The organism is Paraburkholderia bannensis NBRC 103871, assembly GCF_000685015.1.
GTDB lineage: Bacteria > Pseudomonadota > Gammaproteobacteria > Burkholderiales > Burkholderiaceae > Paraburkholderia > Paraburkholderia bannensis.
In genome coordinates, this window is record NZ_BAYA01000027.1 from 1 (window position 1) to 19,684 (window position 19,684).

General features: G+C 61.4%; 16 protein-coding genes and 2 pseudogenes. 10 read left to right on the plus strand and 8 right to left on the minus strand.

Annotation, left to right across the window (positions count from 1 at the left end):
• Positions 1-37 precede the first annotated feature (37 nt).
• The gene (locus BBA01S_RS29835) at positions 38-679 is read left to right on the plus strand and encodes an ureidoglycolate lyase (protein WP_027819654.1); all 642 of its coding nucleotides are present in this window, start codon (positions 38-40) and stop codon (positions 677-679) included.
• A gap of 22 nt (positions 680-701) precedes the next feature.
• Here BBA01S_RS29835 and BBA01S_RS29840 read toward each other — a convergent pair whose 3' ends face one another.
• Both BBA01S_RS29840 and BBA01S_RS29845 read right to left on the minus strand, forming a co-directional pair.
• Positions 702-1,382 (minus strand): VIT1/CCC1 transporter family protein, encoded by a 681-nt coding sequence (locus BBA01S_RS29840; protein WP_027819655.1) that lies wholly within the window; start codon positions 1,380-1,382, stop codon positions 702-704.
• A gap of 150 nt (positions 1,383-1,532) precedes the next feature.
• A complete protein-coding gene (locus BBA01S_RS29845) occupies positions 1,533-2,405 on the minus strand; it encodes an AraC family transcriptional regulator (protein WP_027819656.1) in 873 nt (290 codons plus the stop codon).
• Positions 2,406-2,699: 294 nt separating this feature from the next.
• Between BBA01S_RS29845 and BBA01S_RS29850 the strand changes: the two genes are divergently transcribed.
• The 3 genes from BBA01S_RS29850 (at position 2,700) to BBA01S_RS29860 (ending at position 5,491) form a co-directional block, all read left to right on the plus strand.
• Positions 2,700-4,148: an MFS transporter gene (locus BBA01S_RS29850; protein ID WP_027819657.1), complete on the plus strand. Its 1,449-nt coding sequence runs from the start codon at positions 2,700-2,702 to the stop codon at positions 4,146-4,148.
• A gap of 152 nt (positions 4,149-4,300) precedes the next feature.
• On the plus strand, positions 4,301-4,735 hold the full coding sequence (locus BBA01S_RS43315) for a hypothetical protein (RefSeq protein WP_042298114.1): 435 nt from the start codon (positions 4,301-4,303) through the stop codon (positions 4,733-4,735).
• 144 nt (positions 4,736-4,879) lie between these two features.
• A complete protein-coding gene (locus tag BBA01S_RS29860; RefSeq protein ID WP_027819658.1) occupies positions 4,880-5,491 on the plus strand; it encodes an ATP-binding cassette domain-containing protein in 612 nt (203 codons plus the stop codon).
• Between the two features lie 100 nt (positions 5,492-5,591).
• Here the strand turns inward: BBA01S_RS29860 and BBA01S_RS29865 are convergent, their stop codons facing one another.
• The 3 genes from BBA01S_RS29865 to BBA01S_RS43320 all read right to left on the minus strand — a co-directional run bounded on the left by BBA01S_RS29865 (position 5,592) and on the right by BBA01S_RS43320 (position 8,107).
• Positions 5,592-6,329: a 4'-phosphopantetheinyl transferase family protein gene (locus BBA01S_RS29865; RefSeq protein ID WP_027819659.1), complete on the minus strand. Its 738-nt coding sequence runs from the start codon at positions 6,327-6,329 to the stop codon at positions 5,592-5,594.
• A 57-nt stretch (positions 6,330-6,386) separates the two neighbouring features.
• The gene (locus BBA01S_RS29870) at positions 6,387-6,953 is read right to left on the minus strand and encodes a nitroreductase family protein (protein WP_245641634.1); all 567 of its coding nucleotides are present in this window, start codon (positions 6,951-6,953) and stop codon (positions 6,387-6,389) included.
• 332 nt (positions 6,954-7,285) lie between these two features.
• Entirely contained in the window at positions 7,286-8,107 is an 822-nt protein-coding gene (locus BBA01S_RS43320; RefSeq protein WP_042298115.1) for a helix-turn-helix domain-containing protein, read from the minus strand.
• Between the two features lie 313 nt (positions 8,108-8,420).
• Here BBA01S_RS43320 and BBA01S_RS48495 point away from each other — a divergent pair.
• A pseudogene (locus BBA01S_RS48495) lies at positions 8,421-8,921 on the plus strand (TonB-dependent receptor plug domain-containing protein); the annotation flags it as partial.
• A gap of 452 nt (positions 8,922-9,373) precedes the next feature.
• On the opposite strand, the pseudogene tssC reads toward BBA01S_RS48495, so the two are convergent.
• The 3 genes and pseudogenes from tssC to tssH all read right to left on the minus strand — a co-directional run.
• Positions 9,374-10,411, minus strand: a pseudogene (gene tssC, locus BBA01S_RS46175) (type VI secretion system contractile sheath large subunit); the annotation flags it as partial.
• Positions 10,412-10,480: 69 nt separating this feature from the next.
• Positions 10,481-11,017 (minus strand): type VI secretion system contractile sheath small subunit, encoded by a 537-nt coding sequence (tssB, locus tag BBA01S_RS29895; RefSeq protein ID WP_027819663.1) that lies wholly within the window; start codon positions 11,015-11,017, stop codon positions 10,481-10,483.
• 31 nt (positions 11,018-11,048) lie between these two features.
• Positions 11,049-13,748 (minus strand): type VI secretion system ATPase TssH, encoded by a 2,700-nt coding sequence (tssH, locus tag BBA01S_RS29900; protein ID WP_027819664.1) that lies wholly within the window; start codon positions 13,746-13,748, stop codon positions 11,049-11,051.
• A 632-nt stretch (positions 13,749-14,380) separates the two neighbouring features.
• Between tssH and BBA01S_RS47115 the strand changes: the two genes are divergently transcribed.
• The 5 genes from BBA01S_RS47115 to BBA01S_RS29930 all read left to right on the plus strand — a co-directional run bounded on the left by BBA01S_RS47115 (position 14,381) and on the right by BBA01S_RS29930 (position 19,578).
• Complete coding sequence (locus BBA01S_RS47115) at positions 14,381-15,046, plus strand: TagK domain-containing protein (RefSeq protein WP_167336053.1); 666 nt, start codon at positions 14,381-14,383, stop codon at positions 15,044-15,046.
• Entirely contained in the window at positions 15,043-15,924 is an 882-nt protein-coding gene (locus BBA01S_RS43330) for a type VI secretion system accessory protein TagJ (RefSeq protein WP_052391943.1), read from the plus strand. The genes BBA01S_RS47115 and BBA01S_RS43330 overlap by 4 nt, the downstream gene beginning before the upstream one ends.
• Positions 15,921-16,463: a type VI secretion system baseplate subunit TssE gene (tssE, locus tag BBA01S_RS29920; protein ID WP_042298117.1), complete on the plus strand. Its 543-nt coding sequence runs from the start codon at positions 15,921-15,923 to the stop codon at positions 16,461-16,463. The genes BBA01S_RS43330 and tssE overlap by 4 nt, the downstream gene beginning before the upstream one ends.
• Positions 16,464-16,552: 89 nt before the next feature.
• The gene (gene tssF / locus BBA01S_RS29925) at positions 16,553-18,448 is read left to right on the plus strand and encodes a type VI secretion system baseplate subunit TssF (RefSeq protein ID WP_027819668.1); all 1,896 of its coding nucleotides are present in this window, start codon (positions 16,553-16,555) and stop codon (positions 18,446-18,448) included.
• A 26-nt stretch (positions 18,449-18,474) separates the two neighbouring features.
• Positions 18,475-19,578 (plus strand): type VI secretion system protein TssA, encoded by a 1,104-nt coding sequence (locus BBA01S_RS29930; RefSeq protein ID WP_027819669.1) that lies wholly within the window; start codon positions 18,475-18,477, stop codon positions 19,576-19,578.
• The last annotated feature ends 106 nt before the right edge of the window (positions 19,579-19,684 follow it).

Here is a 19,684-nt window from a genome sequence, read left to right on the forward strand (position 1 = left end):
CTAAGCTGGTCGCTGTTTGATTTCCTGTGAGATTGATATGAGCAAAGCGATCGATTACCTCAACCCGGTGCTTCCCGCAGGCCTGCGGCGCGTGGCCATGCCAGTGATCGACGCGACGCCGGCGACGCTGGAGGGCTACGGCAAACTGGTCGCCGACCCGTCGCAATGCGAGGTGGAAATCGTGCAGTGGCCCGCTGCGGGCACGCGGCCGATCGATGCGGGTACGGGCAACGAAGCGGGGACGACGCAAGGTGTCTTCGTCAGCGAATGGCGCGGCGACATTCTCTATGGCCGTAACGAGGCAGTGGGCGGCCACTATGTGCTTGCGTACGCAACGGAACCGGAGCAGGCAAGCGAGGCGCACGCGCGCAAGCCAGAGCGCATGTTGCTTTGGCATGCGAACTATCATCCTGACGGCGGGCAATTGTTTTTTCCGCTCGACCGCCGCCCGTTCTATGTGCCGCTGGCCTTACCCGGCGACGATATAACGCCGGAGAAGTTCGTGTGTTTTCGCTTCGATGGGCAGCACGGACTCTATATTCATCCGGACATCTGGCATGAAGGCGTATTTACGCTAGAAGGCACGCAGCGCTTTTTCGACAAGCAGGGCGCTGTCCATGCGCGTGTGTCCGTCGAATTCGCGGCTGAATTTGGCTGCCTGCTGGAGGCGGCTATCTAAGCGGCAATCCAGGCCCCCAACGTCAGCCGCCCAGCGCAATGATCGATGCAGTCAGCACGGCGCCGAGCAACGTCATGGCGAACCCGGCTTTCATCGCGCCCGCGCCGGTATAGCGCCCGAGCGCAAAGCCCGCGCCGAACAGCATCGCAAGCGTGAGCACGCGTGAAATCACGAGCGCCGTGACGTGATCCTTGACGAGCAGGAAGGGCAGCGCAACCGGAAACGTCGATACGACGACCAGCAGAAAAATGCCGAGCGCCCCGACAAGGTCAGCGCGTTGCAAATGCGCGCGCGGCGGCAACGTGGGCGCTGCGGCGAGACGCGCGCGGATCTGTTCGAGTTCGGCATCGTCGACGAGCGGCGCCAGCGCTTTCGGCAGTGCATCGCGCAAGGCCCGCACGGCGGCGGCGCGATCCGGCTCGCGCCTGACGGTCAGGGCGAGCGTCAGGCGCTGCCCGCGATCGGCGAGCGTGCGCACGAGAAACATGACGGCGTCAGCGAGACCCCAGGCGAGATTGCAGCCGAGCGCGGCAAGGAACAGCTTGCGGCCCGCGTCCTCGCCTGCCGTAACGGCCTTGATGGCGCCCACGAAGGTCAACGCCATGAACAGCCCGAAGCAGAGTTCGGTCACGCGATCGACCGTGTTGAGCACCGGCTCGCGTTGTTCCTGCGTGGCGGGCCGGGGCGGCGTCGTGGTGGTCATAGGGCCTCGTGCGTGAGGAGATGAGCGGCTGCGCCTTGGCGTTTCGGACGTACAGGCGTAAAAGATACGCCATTGCGCGCAAGGCCAGGCCGCTCGTGGTACGACGCACCGCACGACTTGCCATCCAAGACCCGGATCGGGACTTTCGCCTCATGCAAGCGGAATATAAATATCGGTCTGCCACTGATCGTGAGGCGTTTCGGGAAACACGCTCAGGTAGTGAAAGAACAGCGGCTGGTCGCGCAGTTCTTCTCCGCTTGCGGGCAGCCAGTCGCGATAGACCGGATAGATCGTCTCGCCGATATGCTCGGTCGAGCCCACGTGCCGCACGACTGCGTAGCGGCCACCTGCAATGAACAACTCGCGGACGCTGTAGCTATTGGGCGCAACGGGCTCGTCGATCTCGCCGCAGATGTCGAAGCGGAATGCCTCGGCGGGCGTCGTGTCCGGGTTGCTACGCGGGATGCCGAACGTCCGGCTCGTTGCGACGGGCGACTGGCCGCTCTGTTTGCGCCAGTCGATGAACTTGCGCACGCTTTCGTTGACGAGCCCGGTGGGCCCGCAGTGTTCGAGCGCGGCGACACGGGTCTCGGCAAAATCGAGAATTTGCACTTGCATGGTCAGTTTCCTTGAAAGGTAGGGGACGACAAAATTCGCACTCCAGACCTGCCAGGCCGGCCGCCGCCGGAATGCACTGGGCGACGCCCCGAATGCACGCTTGAACGCACGGCTGAAGGCTTCGGGACTGTCGAAGCCCGCGTCGAACGCTGCATCGAGCACCGAACAGCTTTCCCTCCCGGCCAGGCGACGGGCTGCCTGGCGCAGGCGCATCAGCTGCACGTAGCGTGCGACGGGCATGCCCACATAAGCCGCGAACTGGCGATGAAAATGGAACTTCGAGAAGTTCGCGATGCGGCTGAGTGCGTCCACCGAGAGGTCGCCCTCCAGGTTGGCGTCGATGTAGGCGAGAATCGCTTCGAAACGCTGTGTATAGGTGCGGGTCGCGTTGGCTGGGAGCTGCATAAGCGGCGGGTCGTGGTTGTGCGAATGAGGCCATGGTCGGCCATCTGCTGACATCGTGCCTAGCCGAACTTGCTCGATTGTTCGATTGCTCGCGATGTATTGCGCGAAAGCGAGCGAAAGCCATGCGCGGCAAAGTTTATCGGAAGCGACACGCAGTTTTCCAAAAGCGCCAATGACGTTTGCATTCTGGCTGCATGCCGTTCTTCTTCTATTGCACCGCTTAATGGCGACCTCTACTGGATCGAACGGCAGCGCCGCGCCCCGCGACGCTGCTGTTCCCAATCAGAGGACGTCATGCGAATTGCTTCCGCTTCTCCCGCCACGGAATCCCGTGCGAGCGCCGCTGCGCGGCTTGAGCGCCTGCCGTTTTCCGGCTATCACAAGCTGATTTTCACCATCATCGCGCTGGCGTTTTTCTTCGATTCGGTCGATCTCGGCACGATGACGTTCGTGCTGGGCTCGATCAAGAAAGACTTCGGGCTCTCGAACGCCCAGGCGGGGCTGGTGGCCAGTTCGAGCTTCTTCGGCATGACGCTGGGCGCAGCCGTTGCGGGGCTGCTCGCAGACCGTTTCGGGCGGCGGCCGGTGTTCCAGTGGAGCATGGTGCTCTGGGGCGTCGCCTCGTATCTGTGCTCGACGGCGCATGACGTGAACATGCTGATCGTCTACCGCATCCTGCTGGGCTTCGGCATGGGCATGGAGTTTCCGATCGCGCAGGCATTGCTTTCCGAATTCGTTCCGGCGGCAAAGCGTGGCCGCCTGGTCGCGCTAATGGACGGATTCTGGCCGCTTGGCTTCATCACAGCCGGGATCGTTTCGTATTTCGTGCTGCCGGCGCTGGGCTGGCGCACGGTGTTTGCGCTGCTCGCCATTCCCGCAGCGTTCGTGCTGGTCGTGCGCCGGATCGTGCCCGAATCGCCTCGCTGGCTGGAGCACCGCGGGCAGGAGGCCGAAGCGGATCGCGTCGTCGCGCAGATCGAGGCCCGTGTGATGCGATCCACGGGGCTGGCAAGCCTGCCCGCGCCTGCGCGCCTCGCACAAGCCGTGCCGGTGCGCGGACGCAGCGCATTGCGTGAAATCTGGAGTCCTGAGTATCGGCGCAGGACGGTCATGGTGTGGGCGCTCTGGTTCTTCGCGCTGCTCGGCTTCTACGGGCTGACTTCGTGGCTTGGCGCGCTGTTGCAGCAGGCGGGTTTCGCGGTAACGAAGTCGGTGTTGTATACGGTGCTGATTTCGCTGGGCGGCGTGCCGGGTTTTCTGTGCGCGGCCTGGCTGGTCGAGGTCTGGGGCCGCAAGCCGACGTGCGTCGCCTCCCTGCTGGGCGGTGGCGTGATGGCCTACGCGTATGGACAGACCGCATTGCACGGCGCGAGCATCCCGATGCTGCTTGGTACGGGCCTCGTGATGCAATTCTTCCTGTTCGCGATGTGGGCCGCGCTCTACACCTATACACCCGAACTTTACGGCACCGGCGCGCGCGCGACGGGTTCCGGATTCGCCTCGGCGATAGGCCGTGTCGGCTCGTTGATCGGCCCCTATGCGGTGGGCGTCGTCTTGCCGCTCTTTGGCCAGGGTGGGGTATTCATGCTGGGCGCGCTGTCGTTTGCCGTCGCGGCGCTGGCTGTCTGGACGCTCGGCATCGAAACAAAAGGCTTGTCGCTCGAAGCGCTCACGTCATCTGACGCGGACGCACCCGCCATGCAGGCAGCGCGCAACGAGGTCTGGAAAAAGGGGATGAACTGATATTGGCCGCTGAATTGAGAGGGCGGGCCAATCCTTTCCGTTGAAACGCGAGGTAATGATCCGAGTTTTTCCAGGGTGGATCCGCATGGCTGCCGAGGCTTATTGTACGAACACGTTACAAGCTTCGCTGCTCCGCCACGGAGAAACCCGCCATGAAAAAAATCCAGATCGTTGTTGCATCCCTCGCCTTGACGGCGGCCGTTTCACTGCAAGTGCGCGCCGACGAGCCGCTTCCCCCTGCGCCTGGCCAACACGCGCCCATGTTTATGGGCGACCAGGGGCCGGCTCGTCCGTTCCCTGGCCCGGACTTCGACGTCATCAACGATCTTGAGCAGCTGCGCCGGCTGTATAGCCTGTCTGGACGGCCCGGGGATATCGTCGAGGTGTATCACGAAGTGCTCGACAAGTCGCACAATCCCGTTGTGCGTCGCTACGCCTACGACTCGCTCGCGCGCGAACAGCTGAAACCTGCGGATCCCGCAGCGGCCATTGCCACGATTCACGCAAGCCTGGAAGAAGATCTCGAACGCGCCAACCGCAAGCCGCGCGCCGAAGACGCCCAGAAGCAGGCAGCGCCCCATCCTTGAATTGCTGACAAAAACTTTCCCAAACTTTCGCGGCGCGGCGCGCGATATCGGTGCCAGTACCGCTAATCCGCATGGCTGTGACGGAGGATGAGTTACCATCGCACGAAAAATTCCTGTTTGATTTTTCGTTAGATTCACTCATCCATGCTCCGATTCGAAAACCTCGGCAAACGCTACGGCAAGCACGTTCTTTTTCACGGCCTCAATTACACGGCTGGCAACGGCTGCGTGGCGCTCTGCGATGAAAACGGCAGCGGCAAGAGCACCTTGCTGGCGATTCTCGCCGCCGCGCTGGACGCCGACGAAGGCGAGGTATGGCTCGCGGGCCATTCACTGCGCACCGACCCGCTCAAGGCGAAAGCGGCCCTCGCTTACGTACCCGAAGACTGCATGGACTACCCGCAGGAGACGGGCCGTGCATTTCTCGAACTCGTGGCGTCGGCCAGGAACACGACCGTCGACAGCCGTGCACTCGACCTGGCGAACCGGTTCGGACTCGCACCGCATCTGGACAAGCGTTTCGAGCAAATGTCGCTGGGCACGCGCAAGAAGCTGTTCCTCACGGCGACGTTGATCGGTGCACCGGCGGTCGTGATCGCGGACGAACCGGGTAACGGCCTGGACGCGCCCGCGCGTGCGGTGCTGGTCGATCTCTTCAAGACACTGGCCGCCGATCGCACGGTCTTCTTTTCGAGCCATGACCTCGCGCTGGCGCGTGCCTGCGAGGCAAAGATGATCAGCTTCGCGGATATGTGAGTGAGGGGCTTGTTGGGCGGCGGTTGAGTGGCATTGCTATGAGTGTCACCAAAGCAATGATTTGAGCGCTGAGGCAAAGCGCCCCCACACCGCCGCGCCTTCAAAACGTCCGGTTGAGCCACCCATACGCATGAAGCGTCGACGTCGAAAGCGGCGTGGCAATAGCGGCGCTGATATTGCCGGGCATCGGCAGGTCGATGACCTTGAACGCATTCCCGTCGTCGTCCTGCGTCACCGACATTGCGCCGATCCGTTGCGTGCGCAACGTTTTCACATAATCGACCGGCTGCGCCAGCAATTGCGATGCGCACGCGGCGCGCGCGCTCGCGAGCTTGAGTTCGGCGCCCGCGTTAGCCGTGTCCGGCATCACGGTTTCCAGGCCGAATGCATCGGCGCCCATGCCGAGCGTGATCCAGATGCCCGCGAACGCAATGCGCAGCGAAAGCGGCGTCGCGCAGTCCGGTTCGTGCAGCACCGGTTGGCCGTGGGCATCGTCGGAAAGCGTGATCGTCTCGGGCGCCTTGTCGAGCGCATCGCCAAGAATGCGGCGCAGCGCGACGCGTGCAATCGCGTAGCGTCGCGCCAGTGAGGGATTGCGATGGTGGCGCATACGCGCCAGTTCGTCGCGCGAGAGCCACAGCGCCGCTTCCTCGCGGCTCAAATGATCCCAGCTCGCTGCGAGCCGCCAGATCATCAGTTCGCCGCTGCGGGGCAGGGCGTGCTCCTTGCGCGTATGCAGGCCCGCGCGGTGCGGAATGAACTGGAGACCGGGCGTCGCGTAGATGGGGTGTGACGGATGGAAGCCGCGCGTGGCTCCCGCATGCGATGTGTCCCGCACGCGTCCTCCTTGTGGGTGTGATGGTGTGGCTGGCCTGCGCGTCGCGCGGCGCAATGCTTATTGCGTGGCCGCGCTGGTTGCGCCCGACCATTCGCGCACATAGTCGGTGTGGGGTGGTCGCGATTTTTCGGCGGCCGTTTCCGGCGGCGTGCCGACGAACAGGAAGCCGAGCACGCGCTCGTTGTCCGCGAAGCCCAGCGCATCGTGGACGCGTGCGTCGTAGCTGTCCGCGCCGGTGGCCCAGAATCCGCCGTAGCCCAGCGCGTGGATCGCGTTGAGCATGTTCATCGTCGCGGCGCCGAGCGCGAGCACCTGCTCGACTTCGGGAATCCCTTCGCTGTGCGAGATCGACGCCGCCAGTGCGATTACGAGCGGCGCGGCAAAGGCCCGGTTGCGGCGATGCGCGTGCGCCTCGCGGGGCGAGTCCGGCGTGCGCGACGCCGCGATATCGACCAGCACGTCGCCCAGCGCGCCGCGCGCCTCGCCGCGCACGACCACGAAGCGCCAGGGCCGCAGCTTGCCGTGATCGGGCGCGCGCATCGCGGCGTCGAAGATCAGGTCGAGTTCCGCGTCGCGCGGCGCCGGCTCGGCGAGCGGCCAGTGCGAGCGGCGCGAGAGCAGCATGTCGAGAGCCGCATCGGCTCGGGCCTGATCAGATGAGCTGGGCGAGGGCGACGTGGCGTTCGAAGCGGTGACGGTCGAAGAAGCAGGCGCGGAAGTCGTCATGAAGATCAAAGGCAGGCAGGAAGACTCAAGAGGGTCTCTATGATCGTCAATTTTTTCCGTAATTGCAAATGATTCGCATTCATGTAAAGACATGGCGATTCTGAACGGCATCGTGCGACAGGCGTGAAAGGCCGTGCCAGAGCGGCTTTGGCTGGGCTACAGGCGATCCGGAAATATTCGAAGGCGCGACGCATCGCTGGCAGCTCTAGAAGCTGCGCGCGCTGCCAGTTTTATTGCACTGGCTGCGCCGCGTCCGCTTCCAGCCTGCCGCGATTGCGCAGGAAGCGCTGCGGCGTCTCGCCCATCGCGCGCCGGAACATCGTGATGAAGGCGCTGGAGTTGCGGTAGCCCAGCTCGGTGGCGATCGTCGAGACCGGCATGCCCTTGGCGAGCCGCGAAATCGACTCGACAAGCCGCAGCCGCTGCCGCCACTGGCCGAAGGTCAATCCGGTTTCGTCCTTGAACGCGCGTTCGAGCGTGCTCTCGCTCGCACCCACGCGCATGCCCCAGTCGTTGAGCGGCGTGCTGTCGGCGGGCGCATCCATCAGCTGGCCGCAGATCTGTTGCAGGCGGCGATCTTTCGGCAGCGGCAACAGGCCTTCGGTGGCCAGCTGCGCCTCGCGCATTTCCTGGATCAGCAGCGGATCGATCAGCGCGGAGCGGCGCTCGGCGTTGCCGTTCTGCTGGTCGAGCACGAGCGCCGCCACCAGTTCGTGCAGCAGCGACGAAATCATCAGGACGTGGCAATCGCCCTCGTCGCGCGGAGCGACATCGACTTCGAAATAGACGGTGTACATCACCGCAGGGCTGACCGCCTGCAACTCGTGGGCGACCAGCGGTGCGATCCACAGCCCCCGGTAAGGGCCGAGCGTCCACGCGCCGTCGGGCGTGATGACGCGCAGCACGCCGCGCGTCGTATAGACGAACTGCGGCTGCGTATGGGAGTGCCAGCTTTCACTATCGCCTAACTCAAAGTTATAGCGCTTGGCGATGACAGGGCGCTTGAGATAGCGCCGCTGCATACCGTTAAAGCGTTGCCAGATCTCGGTCATTTTGTGAGCTACTGAGAAAAGTATCGCAAGACCGTCAAATTTAGACGGTTTCGCGTAGCTATTTGACAGGACGTCGGCGAAACACAGGCCGTATTCTATCGTCCTCGCGCCGATTTACGAATGACAATAGTAATGATTCTTATTTGTACTGAGGCCAAACTTAAATTTTGAAAGGGTGCGTGGGATGAATCGGGGATGTGTTGGGGTGACATCGAACAACATGGGTAACGGCGCGGTTAAGGCGGGAGCGGCTAAGGCGACGCAGGCGAAACGAATGAAGGTGCGCACGATGACGGCGGTCGTCGCACTGGCGATGGCGAAGATCGCCAGCGCGCAGACGGCGGCGCCCGTGGCGGCTTCGGACGCAGCGGCAACGCAGGCCACGCAGCCGGGGCAACAACTGCCCGCCGTGGTGGTGAAGGGCTCGCGCGACGCGGAAACGGCCACCGGCCCGGTGGTCGGCTACGTGGCCAAACGCAGCGAAGCCGGCACCAAGACCGACACGCCGATCATCAAGGTGCCGCAGGCGATCTCGGTCGTCACGCGCGACCAGATGGACGTGCAGGGCGCGCAAAGCGTCGCCCAGGCGCTGCGCTACACCTCGGGCATCAACCCGGAACAGCGCGGCACCAACACCGATTCGCTCGAATACCTCTACGCGCGCGGCTTCCTCGTCGACGAGTTCTGGAACGGGCTGCGCACACCGGGCCCGAACGGCGGCTTCGGCTACAACGTGACGAGCTTCGATCCGTACATGTTCGAGCGCATCGAACTGCTGCACGGCCCGGCTTCGGTGCTGTACGGCCAGGGCTCGCCGGGCGGCACGGTCAATCTCGTGAGCAAGATGCCCACCGACACGCCGTACCACGAAATCGGCGCGCAGACTGGCAGCTACGGCCGCATCCAGGGCTTCTTCGACATGAGCGGGCCGATCGACAAGGACGGCAAGGTGCTCTATCGCCTGACCGCCGACGGCTTCAACACCGGCACGCAGACCGATTACGTGAACCAGCAGCGTTTCTCGATCGCGCCGACCATCCAGTTCCGCCCGAGCAAGGACACCACGTTCACGATCTTCGCGAACTACCAGACGGATCCGGAAGCGGGCATCTACAACTCGGTGCCCTACACCTGGAAAAGCCGCAGCGAATATCCGGGCGAGCCGACCTGGGACAGCTTCCGCAAGACACAGGAATCGATCGGCTATCAGTTCGAGCATCGCTTTAACGACGTCTGGTCGGTCAAGCAGAGCTATCGCTTCATGCGGTTCTTCGAGAGTTCCGCTTCGCGGCGATCCGAGATGGCGATTTCCGTCGGGCACTTCATGTCGACACCACCGTCGTCTGTCGGGAACGTGTGGCAGGGCAGGTTGTCCACCGTGCCGCCCGATTCCACACCGCGGATCAGCGAACACCAGCCGTACGCCTTGAACGAGCGGTTGATGTTCACGCCCATTGCGTACGCAGCGTTGGCCCAAGCGTAGTTGCGGTGATCCGGGCCGTTGGTGTTTTCCTCGAAGTCGAATTCGTCGACCGGGTTCGTGCGCGCGCCGTACGGCAAACGCGACAGGAAGCGCGGCATCGCGAGGCCGATGTAGCGTGCGTCCTCGCTGTTGCGCAACGAATTCCACGGTGCATATTCGAGGTTCTGGTTAAAGATCTTCGAGAGATCGCGCGGATTGGCCAGTTCCTGCCATGACTCCATCTGCAGCACGGAGGGCGAGGCGCCGGAGATGAACGGCGTGTGCGCCGACGCCGCGATCTTCGCGATTGAGCCCAGCAGGTCGACGTCAGCCGGCGTGTGATCGAAGTAGTAATCGGCCACCAGGCAGCCGTACGGTTCGCCGCCGAGCTGGCCATACTCCTCTTCGTAAATCTGCTTGAAGAGCGGGCTCTGATCCCATGCCAGTCCCTTGTAGCGCTTCATCGTGCGGCGCAGCTCTTCCTTCGACACGTCCATGAAGCGGATCTTCAGGCGTTCATCCGTCTCGGTATTCGAGACGAGGTGATGCAGGCCGCGCCATCCCGACTCCAGCTTCTGGAAATCAGAGTGATGGATGATCAGGTTGATCTGCTCGGAGAGCTTGTGGTCGATCTGCGAAATGATCGCCTCGATGCTCTTGTAAGCGTCGTCGCTGATGGTGATGGACTGTGCCAGTGCCTGCTCGGCAAGCGTGCGCACGGCGTAGTCGACTGCCTCCCGTGCCTCGGAGGTCTTCGGACGAAACTCCTGCTCGAGAAGCTTCGAGAAGACATCCGGTGAATGTGTGCTGCGACTGGCCTGGTGTGCCTGCTGTGCTTCCATGATTTTCCTTCGTTATCCTGTTTAAATGAAAAGCATTTCGACGCGCTGTTGGCGTGAACCCCGGGGAATTCAGCCAGCCGGAGTTTCTGCGTTCGAGTCGTTTTCGATCACGGGCTTAGGTGCAGCAGCAAGCGAGCGCAGCAGCGCCGGATCCGCGAGCAGCTTGTTGATAAGCGATTCGGCTCCCGACTTGCCGTCCATGTAGGTCTGCAGGTTGGCGAGCTGCGTGCGTGCGGCGAGCAGTTCGCTGAGCGGCCCCACCTTCCTGGCGACCGCCGCAGGCGAGAAGTCCTCGATGCTCTCGAATGTCATGTCCACCAAGAGCTGACCTTCACCCGTGAGCGTGTTCTGTACCGCGAAGGCTGCACGCGGCTTGATGGCCTTCATGCGCTCATCGAAATTGTCGATGTCGATATCGAGGAAGCGGCGATCCGCAACGGCGGGCAGCGGCTCGACTGGCTTACCAGACAGATCGGCGAGCACACCCATGACGAAAGGCAGCTCGACCTTCTTCTCCGAACCGTAGACCTCGACGTCGTACTCGATCTGCACACGCGGGGCGCGGTTGCGCCCGATGAACTTCTGCGAATTGTTGGTGACTGACATGCATGGACTCCGTAGGCGTGGATAGGGCCGATCAGTGCGGATCGACCGTGGCGTGGAAAACAGATTCAGGCAGGGTCTTGAAAACGAGTGCCTGCATGGGAGGCGCCATGTCATCGCCGACATCGATCGCAATCGACTTCAGCGCGGCTTTTTCGGCCAGTGCATCCAGCCAGATGGCGGACAGTCTGGGCAGGATGTGCTGCTCGATGAATCCAATCAGGACACGGGCACCCGTCTCCTCAACGAGGCAGCGCGACACGACGTAGTCGACGACGCGTTCGCTGTAGGTGAGCACGACTCCCTGGTTCCCGGCCATGCGGCTCACGAGGCGCTCCAGATGCAGGCGCACGATGCCGGCGAGAGTCCCGCGGGCCAGCGGCCGGTAGGGTATGACGCTGACGCGCCCCAGAAATGCGGCCGGGAAAGTCTTGAGCAGCTCAGGCGCAAGCGCGCTGCGCAGTCCATCCTGATCGGGTGAGAGCGCCTCATCGGCACACAGGCTCGCGATAAGCTCAGACCCTGCGTTGCTGGTCAGCAGGATCGTCGTATTGCGAAAGTCGATGAATCGACCATCGCCATCTTCCATATAGCCCTTGTCAAAGACCTGGAAGAACATTTCGTGCACGTCGTGGTGGGCTTTCTCGATCTCGTCCAGCAGTACCACCGAATACGGATGGCGGCGCACCGCCTCGGTGAGCACGCCGCCCTCGCCATAGCCAACGTAACCCGGGGGCGCTCCCTTTAGACCGGATACGGTGTGCGCTTCCTGGTACTCGCTCATGTTGATCGTGATGAGATTCTGCTCACCACCATAAAGCGCGTCAGCAAGCGCCAGCGCGGTTTCTGTCTTGCCGACGCCGGAAGGCCCGGCGAGAAGAAACACACCCAATGGTTTCTTCGGGTCGGCCAGTCCTGCCCGTGCCGTCTGCACGCGCTCGCAGATCTGGAGCAGGGCGCCCGTCTGTCCGATGACGCGTGCTTCCAGCGTCACCGGCAGCGCGCGTACTGCAGCGATTTCATCCTTGACCATGCGGCCGGCAGGAATGCCAGTCCAGTCCGACACAATCGCCGCGACGATCGCTTCATCAACGACCGGGAAGACCATTGGGTTTTCACCCTGCAACTCGCGCAGCCTTTGTTCAAGCAGGCGAAGCGTCTCGCACATGCGGCTGCCTTCGTTGTGTCCCTCGTCACGCTGCGCGATGGCTTCATTGCGGGCGTCAAGCAGCGCCTGGGCAGCTGAAGCCTGTTCCTGCCAACGGGCTTCGAGAGCAATTTCCTCAGTCGCGAGGAAATCGATGCGCGCACGAACCGCGTTAATTACCGGGTTGGCGGGCAGACCCATCTGCAGCTCGCGTTCAAGCAGTTCAAGTTCGACGCGTGCAGCGGCCAGCCGCTGACGGACATCCTGAAGCTCCCGCGGCGCCGTATGCTGCGAGAGCGCTACACGTGCGCAGGCCGTATCCAGCAGGCTGATGGCCTTGTCGGGTAGCTGGCGCGACGGGATGTATCGATGGGATAACAGGACTGCTGCCTGGACAGCCTCATCAAGCACAAGGACACGGTGGTGTTCGGCAAAGCCTGCCGTGACTCCGCGCACCATGTCGATGGCTTTGGCCTCTTCGGGTTCCGCGACCTGCAGAACCTGAAAGCGTCGCGTGAGAGCAGGATCCTTTTCGATGTGCCGCTTGTACTCCGACCAGGTGGTCGCGCCGATCGTGCGGATCGTCCCGCGGGCAAGCGCCGGCTTGAGCAGATTCGCAGCATCGCCTGTGCCCGCCTGACCGCCTGCGCCTACCAGTGTATGGATCTCGTCGATGAAGAGCACGATGGGTACGGCAGATCTGGCCGCCGATTCCAGCACGTCTTTCAGGCGCTTTTCAAATTCCCCCTTCATGCTCGCACCGGCGAGCAGTGCCCCGACGTCAAGTGCCATGAGGCGCACCTGGGCTAGTTGCGGCGGCACCCTCCCGTTTGCTATGTCGAGCGCGAGTCCTTCGACTACTGCCGTCTTGCCCACCCCGGCCTCGCCGGTAAGCAGCGGATTGTTCTGCCGGCGCCGCATCAGGATGTCGGTCATTGTGCGGATTTCATGCTCTCGACCGATTACCGGATCGATCTCACCTGCACGTGCACGCGCCGTCAGATCCTGGCAGTACTGCTCAAACGAGCCGGTGCCCGGGGCATTCCCAATAGCTTGAGACGCTTCACCTGGCAGGGCTGCAGAAAAATCGCTGTTGTCGTAGGGCTGCTCGCCCGCTTCCGGAGAACCGTCAATCCATGACTGCAGCGTCTCGGCCAGATTGTCCGAAGGAATGCGGCCGAATGCAGGCGAAATCGCAAGTAGCACACGTCGCAATTCGGGCGAGCCGAGCAGTGCCGCGATGAGCCATGCGCCACGAATGCGCCGCTCCCCGAACTCAAGGGTAGTATTCACCCACGCGCGCTCAATTGCATGCTCAACATCTGAGGAAAAGTCGCACGCTGAACTGGTGCCGGGCAGCGCAGTGAGTGCGCGTGCGATGTCATGGTCAAGGACATCGCGGTCGATGCCCGCATGCCGGACGATCCGGTGCAGATCACTATCAGGTAACTGCAGGAGCTGGTTAAGCCAGTGGGAGAGCTCGATGAAGCGGTTTCCCCTGAGCTTGCAGAAGGCACTCGCCGATTCAATGCTGCGATACAGCGTAACCCCGAGTTTGCCGAACAATACGCGGCGTGGAATTGCCATGGCTTTTGACTTGTATGGAACCGCTTTTTTGATAGATAGCTGATCCGTCAACTCACACTACAAATGCGTCAGACCATCTTCCTTTAAGCTTGAACTGATACTAAAAAAATTTCATTTCTGTAAACGTTCGCTTTGGCGTCGTGATTGAAACGCGATTATCAACAGCAATCTGCCACCACGTCAAATCTGTCGCGGCGATCGTACGCCTATGATTTATCGTTATCTGAACGCAAACATTCATTCGAATCTAAAATTGAGAATTCGTAAATTTGACTTACCTCAATGTGCAGTTAAATCGTTAGGGATAGGAAAAAATACTTTCATGGATGAAAGAAGATCTTTCCGCCATGATGGGTCGCTAAACCCTACTAAATAATCAGATTGTTTTTCGGATTTATCTTGGTCGAATTTTTTAGCAAGTCACTATTGCTGGATTTTTCACCTGAACAGGAGATGTGATGGATCATGCCATGGATTGTGGCGTGTAGACATAAGCGCGGCATTGTGTGTTAATCGCTCAAAGTCTCTGAGCTGTACTTAATGCCTCAGACATCAAGGCCTTGCGGGTACGAGCCAAATGTTGGCCGGTGGATCAGCTTATGTGGATAACCAGGTGGTTGCGCAGTAAGTCGATGGGTATCGATCGCATCGAAGAACCAACGGGTTTGTCGCAGCCTGCTGGCGATATCGGGAATACAGCCCGAACAGATGCCAGTCGCAGCCTGCATCGCGGGCGGGAGGATGCATACCCGCGCGCTGGCCGGGAAGAACATGACGCCCCGATCTTTGATCTTCTCGGCTCACACCTCGGAGATCACGGCCAGGATTTCTATCCAGCAGCTGACCAGCATGTGCCGCAGTCGACTTCTATTGATGGCAGCGGTCTGATGGGTACGCTTTACGTCCACTATTGCAAGGCACTCGATGCACCACAGTCCCTGATGAGCGGGGCGTGGGTGTCGTCAACACCGTCCCTGCCACTCAGCACATCTACCCATGAGCACGACCCGACATGGGATAGCCACGCAGGCGGTGCAATCAGCGGACTCTTTCCGGACATCGAACGGGTAGATCAGGCGTTCGGCCGGCTCGGCATAGGAGAAGCACTGGATCTCGGCGGTGACGATGGTGTTCCGGAAATCCTGAGACTTTTTGCACCACCCGAATACAGCGCAAAACCGCACGGCGAGCCGGTACGACCACCGGCCTTGACGCAGCGTGAGCACCATACCCTGGCGATTGACAGCCCGCTCACAGAACTGAATGGCTCCGCCGGACAAACCAACAATCATTCATGACCGATTCCGCAGAAACACACCTGTCTCAACATCTGACAAGCCAACCAGCCATTGCGGAGCGGATTGCCGCCACCGAGTCGCTGGTGCGGCAGCACCCAGGCGATGCGTCGCATCGATGGGCGCTTTTCCAGTGGTTGTGCATCTGCAGTGAATGGGAGCGCGCGATGCGTCAGCTCCAGGTCTTTGGCCAGCTCAACCCCGCTGGTCTTCCGCTGGTACAGGCCTATCGTGATCTCGTGAGGGCCGAGCGCTGGCGCGAAGACGTGATGCTGGGACGCAGGCCGCCTGGCTTTGTGCTGGACGACATACCGGCATGGATGCAGGGGATGATCAATGCACTGGAGCTGACTGCGCGCGGCGAAGACGCCGCTGCGGATAGCGTGCGCGAGCAGGCACTTGATACCGCGCCATCGACGTCGGGCCACGCGGGTGACACAAGCTTCGACTGGATCGCTGATAGTGATTCACGTCTGGGTACGGTGTACGAAATCATGACCGCAGGATCCTATCGCTGGCTGCCGCTGGATGACATTGCGACATGGACAATTTCCGCGCCCACGGCACTGATTGATCTGGTCTGGGCACCCTGCACAGTCACGCTCCGCGATGGGACGCTCGTGCACGGATTCACACCTTCGCGCTATCCGTTGCCCGCATCGCTGCCTGGTTCAGACTATGTGGCGGGCAACGATCGGGATGTCCTGCACCTGGGATGTCAGACTGTGTGGCATGAAACCGGGCGCACAGGTGTAATCGCGCAGGGTCGCAAGTGCTGGACAACGAGTGCCGGGGATGTCGGACTGTTCGACTGGCTCACGTGCAGCCTTGTCACTGCGCAACGACTGGCAGCGACTCAACCGGCGACGATCCCGCAATGAGACGACGCAAACACGACGTCATACAGCCTGCGGATACGCGACGCCGTCAGGACAACTATCTGATGCCCACGCTGCTTGACCGGCTGTCCGATCCCGCACCGCACCGGCTGCATGAGAGCCCTGGCGAATATGCCATGACGCGCAACCAGATGCGCGACATCATCCAGCGTGACCTGGCTTACCTGCTCAATACGGCAAATCTGGGTGACACGCTGGACGTCTCGCAGTACCCGCTGGCTGCCGCCTCAGTGATCAACTATGGCGTTCCTCCTCTGGCGGGAACGCATGTCGTCAGCCGTAAGTGGGAAGATATCCAGCGTGAAATACGCAAGGCAATTCTCAATTTCGAACATCGCCTGATCCCTGATGCGCTAGTGATTGAGCGGCTCGAAGGCGAGGGGGGCGGCCATTACGGGGATCTGTCTTTCGAGATCCGCGGCATGATCCGGATGGATCCCTATCCACTGGAATTCATGGTTCAAAGCACGCTCGATCTCCAGACAAGCCAGATCCACGCGACATCAAAGCGGATGGGCTGAATGTCCATCTGGTCTTTTCCTGATCCCTGCGTTGCCATCGCCATAACAGGCATGTCGGTCGCGTCTACCCGAAAAACAGAGTGCCCTGTATGGATTCACGGCTGCTGGATTATTACACCGCTGAGCTAGGCCGTCTGCGCGAACACGCGGCAGGTTTCGCGCGGCAACACCCAGCGATCGCAGCACGTCTTGGTGCGCCGGAACCTGAAACAGTCGACCCTTACGTCGAGTTCCTGATTGATGCGTTCTGCCAGATGGCCGCGCGCATGCGGGTCAAACTTGACACCGAATTTCCGCGGTTTGCGGCACGACTGCTGGAGAGTTTCTACCCGGGTTATCTCGCGCCCACGCCTTCTATCTCAGTGGCCCGTGTCTACCCGCGTCAGGCAGGCAACCACTATCCGGCGGGCTACAGCCTGCCCCGTGGCACGATGTTCACGTCGCGCGTCGCACGTGACGAAAAGACGGCCTGTCAATTTCGAAGCGCACAGGACGTCGTCCTGTATCCCCTGGAAATCAGTGATGTCCGGCTCACCGGAATCCCGGCTGACATAACCGGGCTTGAGCGCTACGTCGCGCCGCAGCGCTACGTCCGTGGTGCCATGCGCATGCGGTTGCGCACAACCGATGGCACCAACATCGCAGATCTTCCGGGACTGGAGCGTTTGCCCATTTACCTGTGTGGCGACGAACCTATCGCATCGCACCTCTTTGAATTGCTGCATGCTGCCAGTGTGGGTACGGTCATCGGGGAGCCTGCTGGATCTGGCGCGACTGGTCAGGCGGGTGGGGTAGCCGGTGGTTCGATCGCTCATGAAGGGCTTGGCATTGGCCAGGGGCTGTTGCCGCTGACCTGGTCAAAGTTTCACGGACACAATCTCCTTCGCGAGTATTTCGCATGCCCGAGCCGATTCTACTTTTTTACGTTGACCGGGCTTGCTGACGGGTTCCGGCGCGTCCACGCGCGTGAGGTTGAAATCGTCGTGCTACTCGACCAGCCCACAGACCGGCTGGCCAGTCGGGTGGATGCGTCACGGATGGCGCTGTTTTGCACGCCTGTGGTCAATCTCTTCCGCCGGCGTACCGACCAGTTCGAAATCTCGCCAGGTGGTACGGATACCCTGCTGGCCTCATCCCGCCTCGATCCTCTCGACTATGAGGTCTTTGCCATCGAGCGTGTTACCGCACAGCAAACCCCCACCTCGACTGGCGTCGAGTTCCGGCCAATGTTTGAAACCCTGAACCGGGACAAGGGCAATTACGGTCGCCACTTCGCGTTGCGGCGCGAACAGCGTTGCGCATCTGACGCCGCACGACAAAGCGGCACGCGTACCGCCTATATCGGCACGGAGACATTCGTCTCGCTCGTCGACCAGCATGATGCCCCGTGGAATGGCACATTGCGCTACCTGAGCGCTGACGCGTGGGTGACAAACCGCGACCTGCCCATGCTGGTTCCAAGAGACGGGGTTGACGATCTGGACGTGGATCTGGAAGGCGCACAGGAGGCCATCCGGTCGGTAGGGCTTGTCCGTCCCCCCAGTCTGCCCCGACAACCCGATGCCGGCCAGCGTATCGCATGGCAATTGATCAGGCATCTGAATTTCAACTATGTGCCGATCCGGAACATGGATCATCGCGTCGGCGGCCGCAACATACGTGACCTCCTGCGACTGTTTCTCGGGCGCGGCGACATTCGTGGGCAGCGCCAGGTGGAAGGCCTGATTGGTGTGGAAACCCGCGCGACCGAGCTCATGCTCGAGGACAGTCGACCCTTGATGTTTGGCCGCAGCGTTGCGACCGTCCTGACAGTCGACGAAACCGGCTTCTCCGGGACAAGTCCCTGGCTTCTGGGTCTGATGCTCGAGCATTTTCTGGCCCACCATTCGTCGACCAGTGCGTATTCCCAGACCGAGCTGCACTCCATGCAACGCGGAATGATTGCCCGCTGGCCCGCACGCGTTGCGCCGTCGGGCCATGCCTGATTCACCGATTAACCAGGAAGACCACCATGAGCCGCGAGAAGCGCAAGGACACACAGAAAACAGTAACGTCGCCTCTCACGCATGACTGGATGGTTCCGGTCGAAGACGCGCTTCCGTGCGGGAAAGACCTGGAGTACGACCCCGAGTTTGTGGTGCTGGGTGCCGCGCTCGCCACTCGCGCAGATGCGCAGTATGGTGACTTCGTCGGCGCGCCAGACCCCGTCAGCTGGACCGACGTGGAACGCGATTGCCGGCGCCTGATGATGCGCAGCAAGGACATGCGGCTGGCCATCCTGTACACGCGCTGCTGCACGCGTACAAGAGCGGCGGCAGGACTGGCCGAAGGTCTGGCACTGCTCGTCGCGTGGCTTGAGGCATGGCCAGAAAAAATCCATCCGCAGCCTGACGTAGATGAGGATCGTGACGCTGCGCTGGAAATTCGCATGAACGCCTTGCAGTCCCTGACTGACACTGACGGGCTGCTGGCCGACCTGCGGGAAATTGCACTGGCCCGTTCGACCGCCACACGGCTGCAGGTAAGAGATGTGGAGAGGGCGTTCGCGCATCCAAGAGCGGCAGATGCGCTCGCCCCTGAATCGGTCACGCGGCAGCTTGAAGAACTGCATGCGCAGCAGCCATCGCGGGTGAATGGTTTTGATGATGCGGCCAGAAGCGTCGTAGCCATCGATGCATGGTGTCATGTGCATCTCGGCGCATACATTCCCGATCTGTCTGCCCTCACCCGGTTGCTGGCCCCTCTCGTAACTGCGGTGAATGCCGTGAGTACGGTTGCAACCCCAGACGAACTCGCGATGGAGCCGGCGATGCCAATGGAAGAGAACGAGACGCAAGAGAGCCGCGAGCCTGATTCTGTTGACGCGGCCGTGCGAGCACTGGCGTTACGCGAAGACGTGGCGCCTGCCACGATACCTCCTGCGGCTGAACCCATGGATCGACACGCAGCGCTCGGTCTTATCCAGCAGGCTCGTGCGTGGTTCGAGCGGCACGAACCCAGCAGCCCGATTCCGGTTTTGCTTCGTCGTGCAGAACAATTCGTTGGCAAGCCATACGTTGAAGTTATCAAGGCAATTCCAGCTGACTTGCTTGTGCAATGGGAGGGCGGTCGGTAACGAAAAGTAAATCAACAAAAAACTGATAGCGCTCGATACGATGGGGATCGTGATTCTCCGGATACCGCTGGTACACGTCGCCAATGGCGATTTCCATCACAGAAGG

Excerpts from the sequence above, each read along its gene's own strand:
- BBA01S_RS47115 (WP_167336053.1), top strand. The coding sequence starts at position 14,381 with ATGGGTATCGATCGCATCGAAGAACCAACGGGTTTGTCGCAGCCTGCT.
- BBA01S_RS29840 (WP_027819655.1), bottom strand. The coding sequence starts at position 1,382 with ATGACCACCACGACGCCGCCCCGGCCCGCCACGCAGGAACAACGCGAG.
- BBA01S_RS29850 (WP_027819657.1), top strand. The coding sequence starts at position 2,700 with ATGCGAATTGCTTCCGCTTCTCCCGCCACGGAATCCCGTGCGAGCGCC.
- BBA01S_RS29835 (WP_027819654.1), top strand. The coding sequence starts at position 38 with ATGAGCAAAGCGATCGATTACCTCAACCCGGTGCTTCCCGCAGGCCTG.
- tssB (WP_027819663.1), bottom strand. The coding sequence starts at position 11,017 with ATGTCAGTCACCAACAATTCGCAGAAGTTCATCGGGCGCAACCGCGCC.
- BBA01S_RS43320 (WP_042298115.1), bottom strand. The coding sequence starts at position 8,107 with ATGACCGAGATCTGGCAACGCTTTAACGGTATGCAGCGGCGCTATCTC.
- tssE (WP_042298117.1), top strand. The coding sequence starts at position 15,921 with ATGAGACGACGCAAACACGACGTCATACAGCCTGCGGATACGCGACGC.
- BBA01S_RS29870 (WP_245641634.1), bottom strand. The coding sequence starts at position 6,953 with ATGCTGCTCTCGCGCCGCTCGCACTGGCCGCTCGCCGAGCCGGCGCCG.
- BBA01S_RS43330 (WP_052391943.1), top strand. The coding sequence starts at position 15,043 with ATGACCGATTCCGCAGAAACACACCTGTCTCAACATCTGACAAGCCAA.
- BBA01S_RS29845 (WP_027819656.1), bottom strand. The coding sequence starts at position 2,405 with ATGCAGCTCCCAGCCAACGCGACCCGCACCTATACACAGCGTTTCGAA.
- BBA01S_RS29860 (WP_027819658.1), top strand. The coding sequence starts at position 4,880 with ATGCTCCGATTCGAAAACCTCGGCAAACGCTACGGCAAGCACGTTCTT.
- tssH (WP_027819664.1), bottom strand. The coding sequence starts at position 13,748 with ATGGCAATTCCACGCCGCGTATTGTTCGGCAAACTCGGGGTTACGCTG.
- tssF (WP_027819668.1), top strand. The coding sequence starts at position 16,553 with ATGGATTCACGGCTGCTGGATTATTACACCGCTGAGCTAGGCCGTCTG.
- BBA01S_RS29930 (WP_027819669.1), top strand. The coding sequence starts at position 18,475 with ATGAGCCGCGAGAAGCGCAAGGACACACAGAAAACAGTAACGTCGCCT.
- BBA01S_RS43315 (WP_042298114.1), top strand. The coding sequence starts at position 4,301 with ATGAAAAAAATCCAGATCGTTGTTGCATCCCTCGCCTTGACGGCGGCC.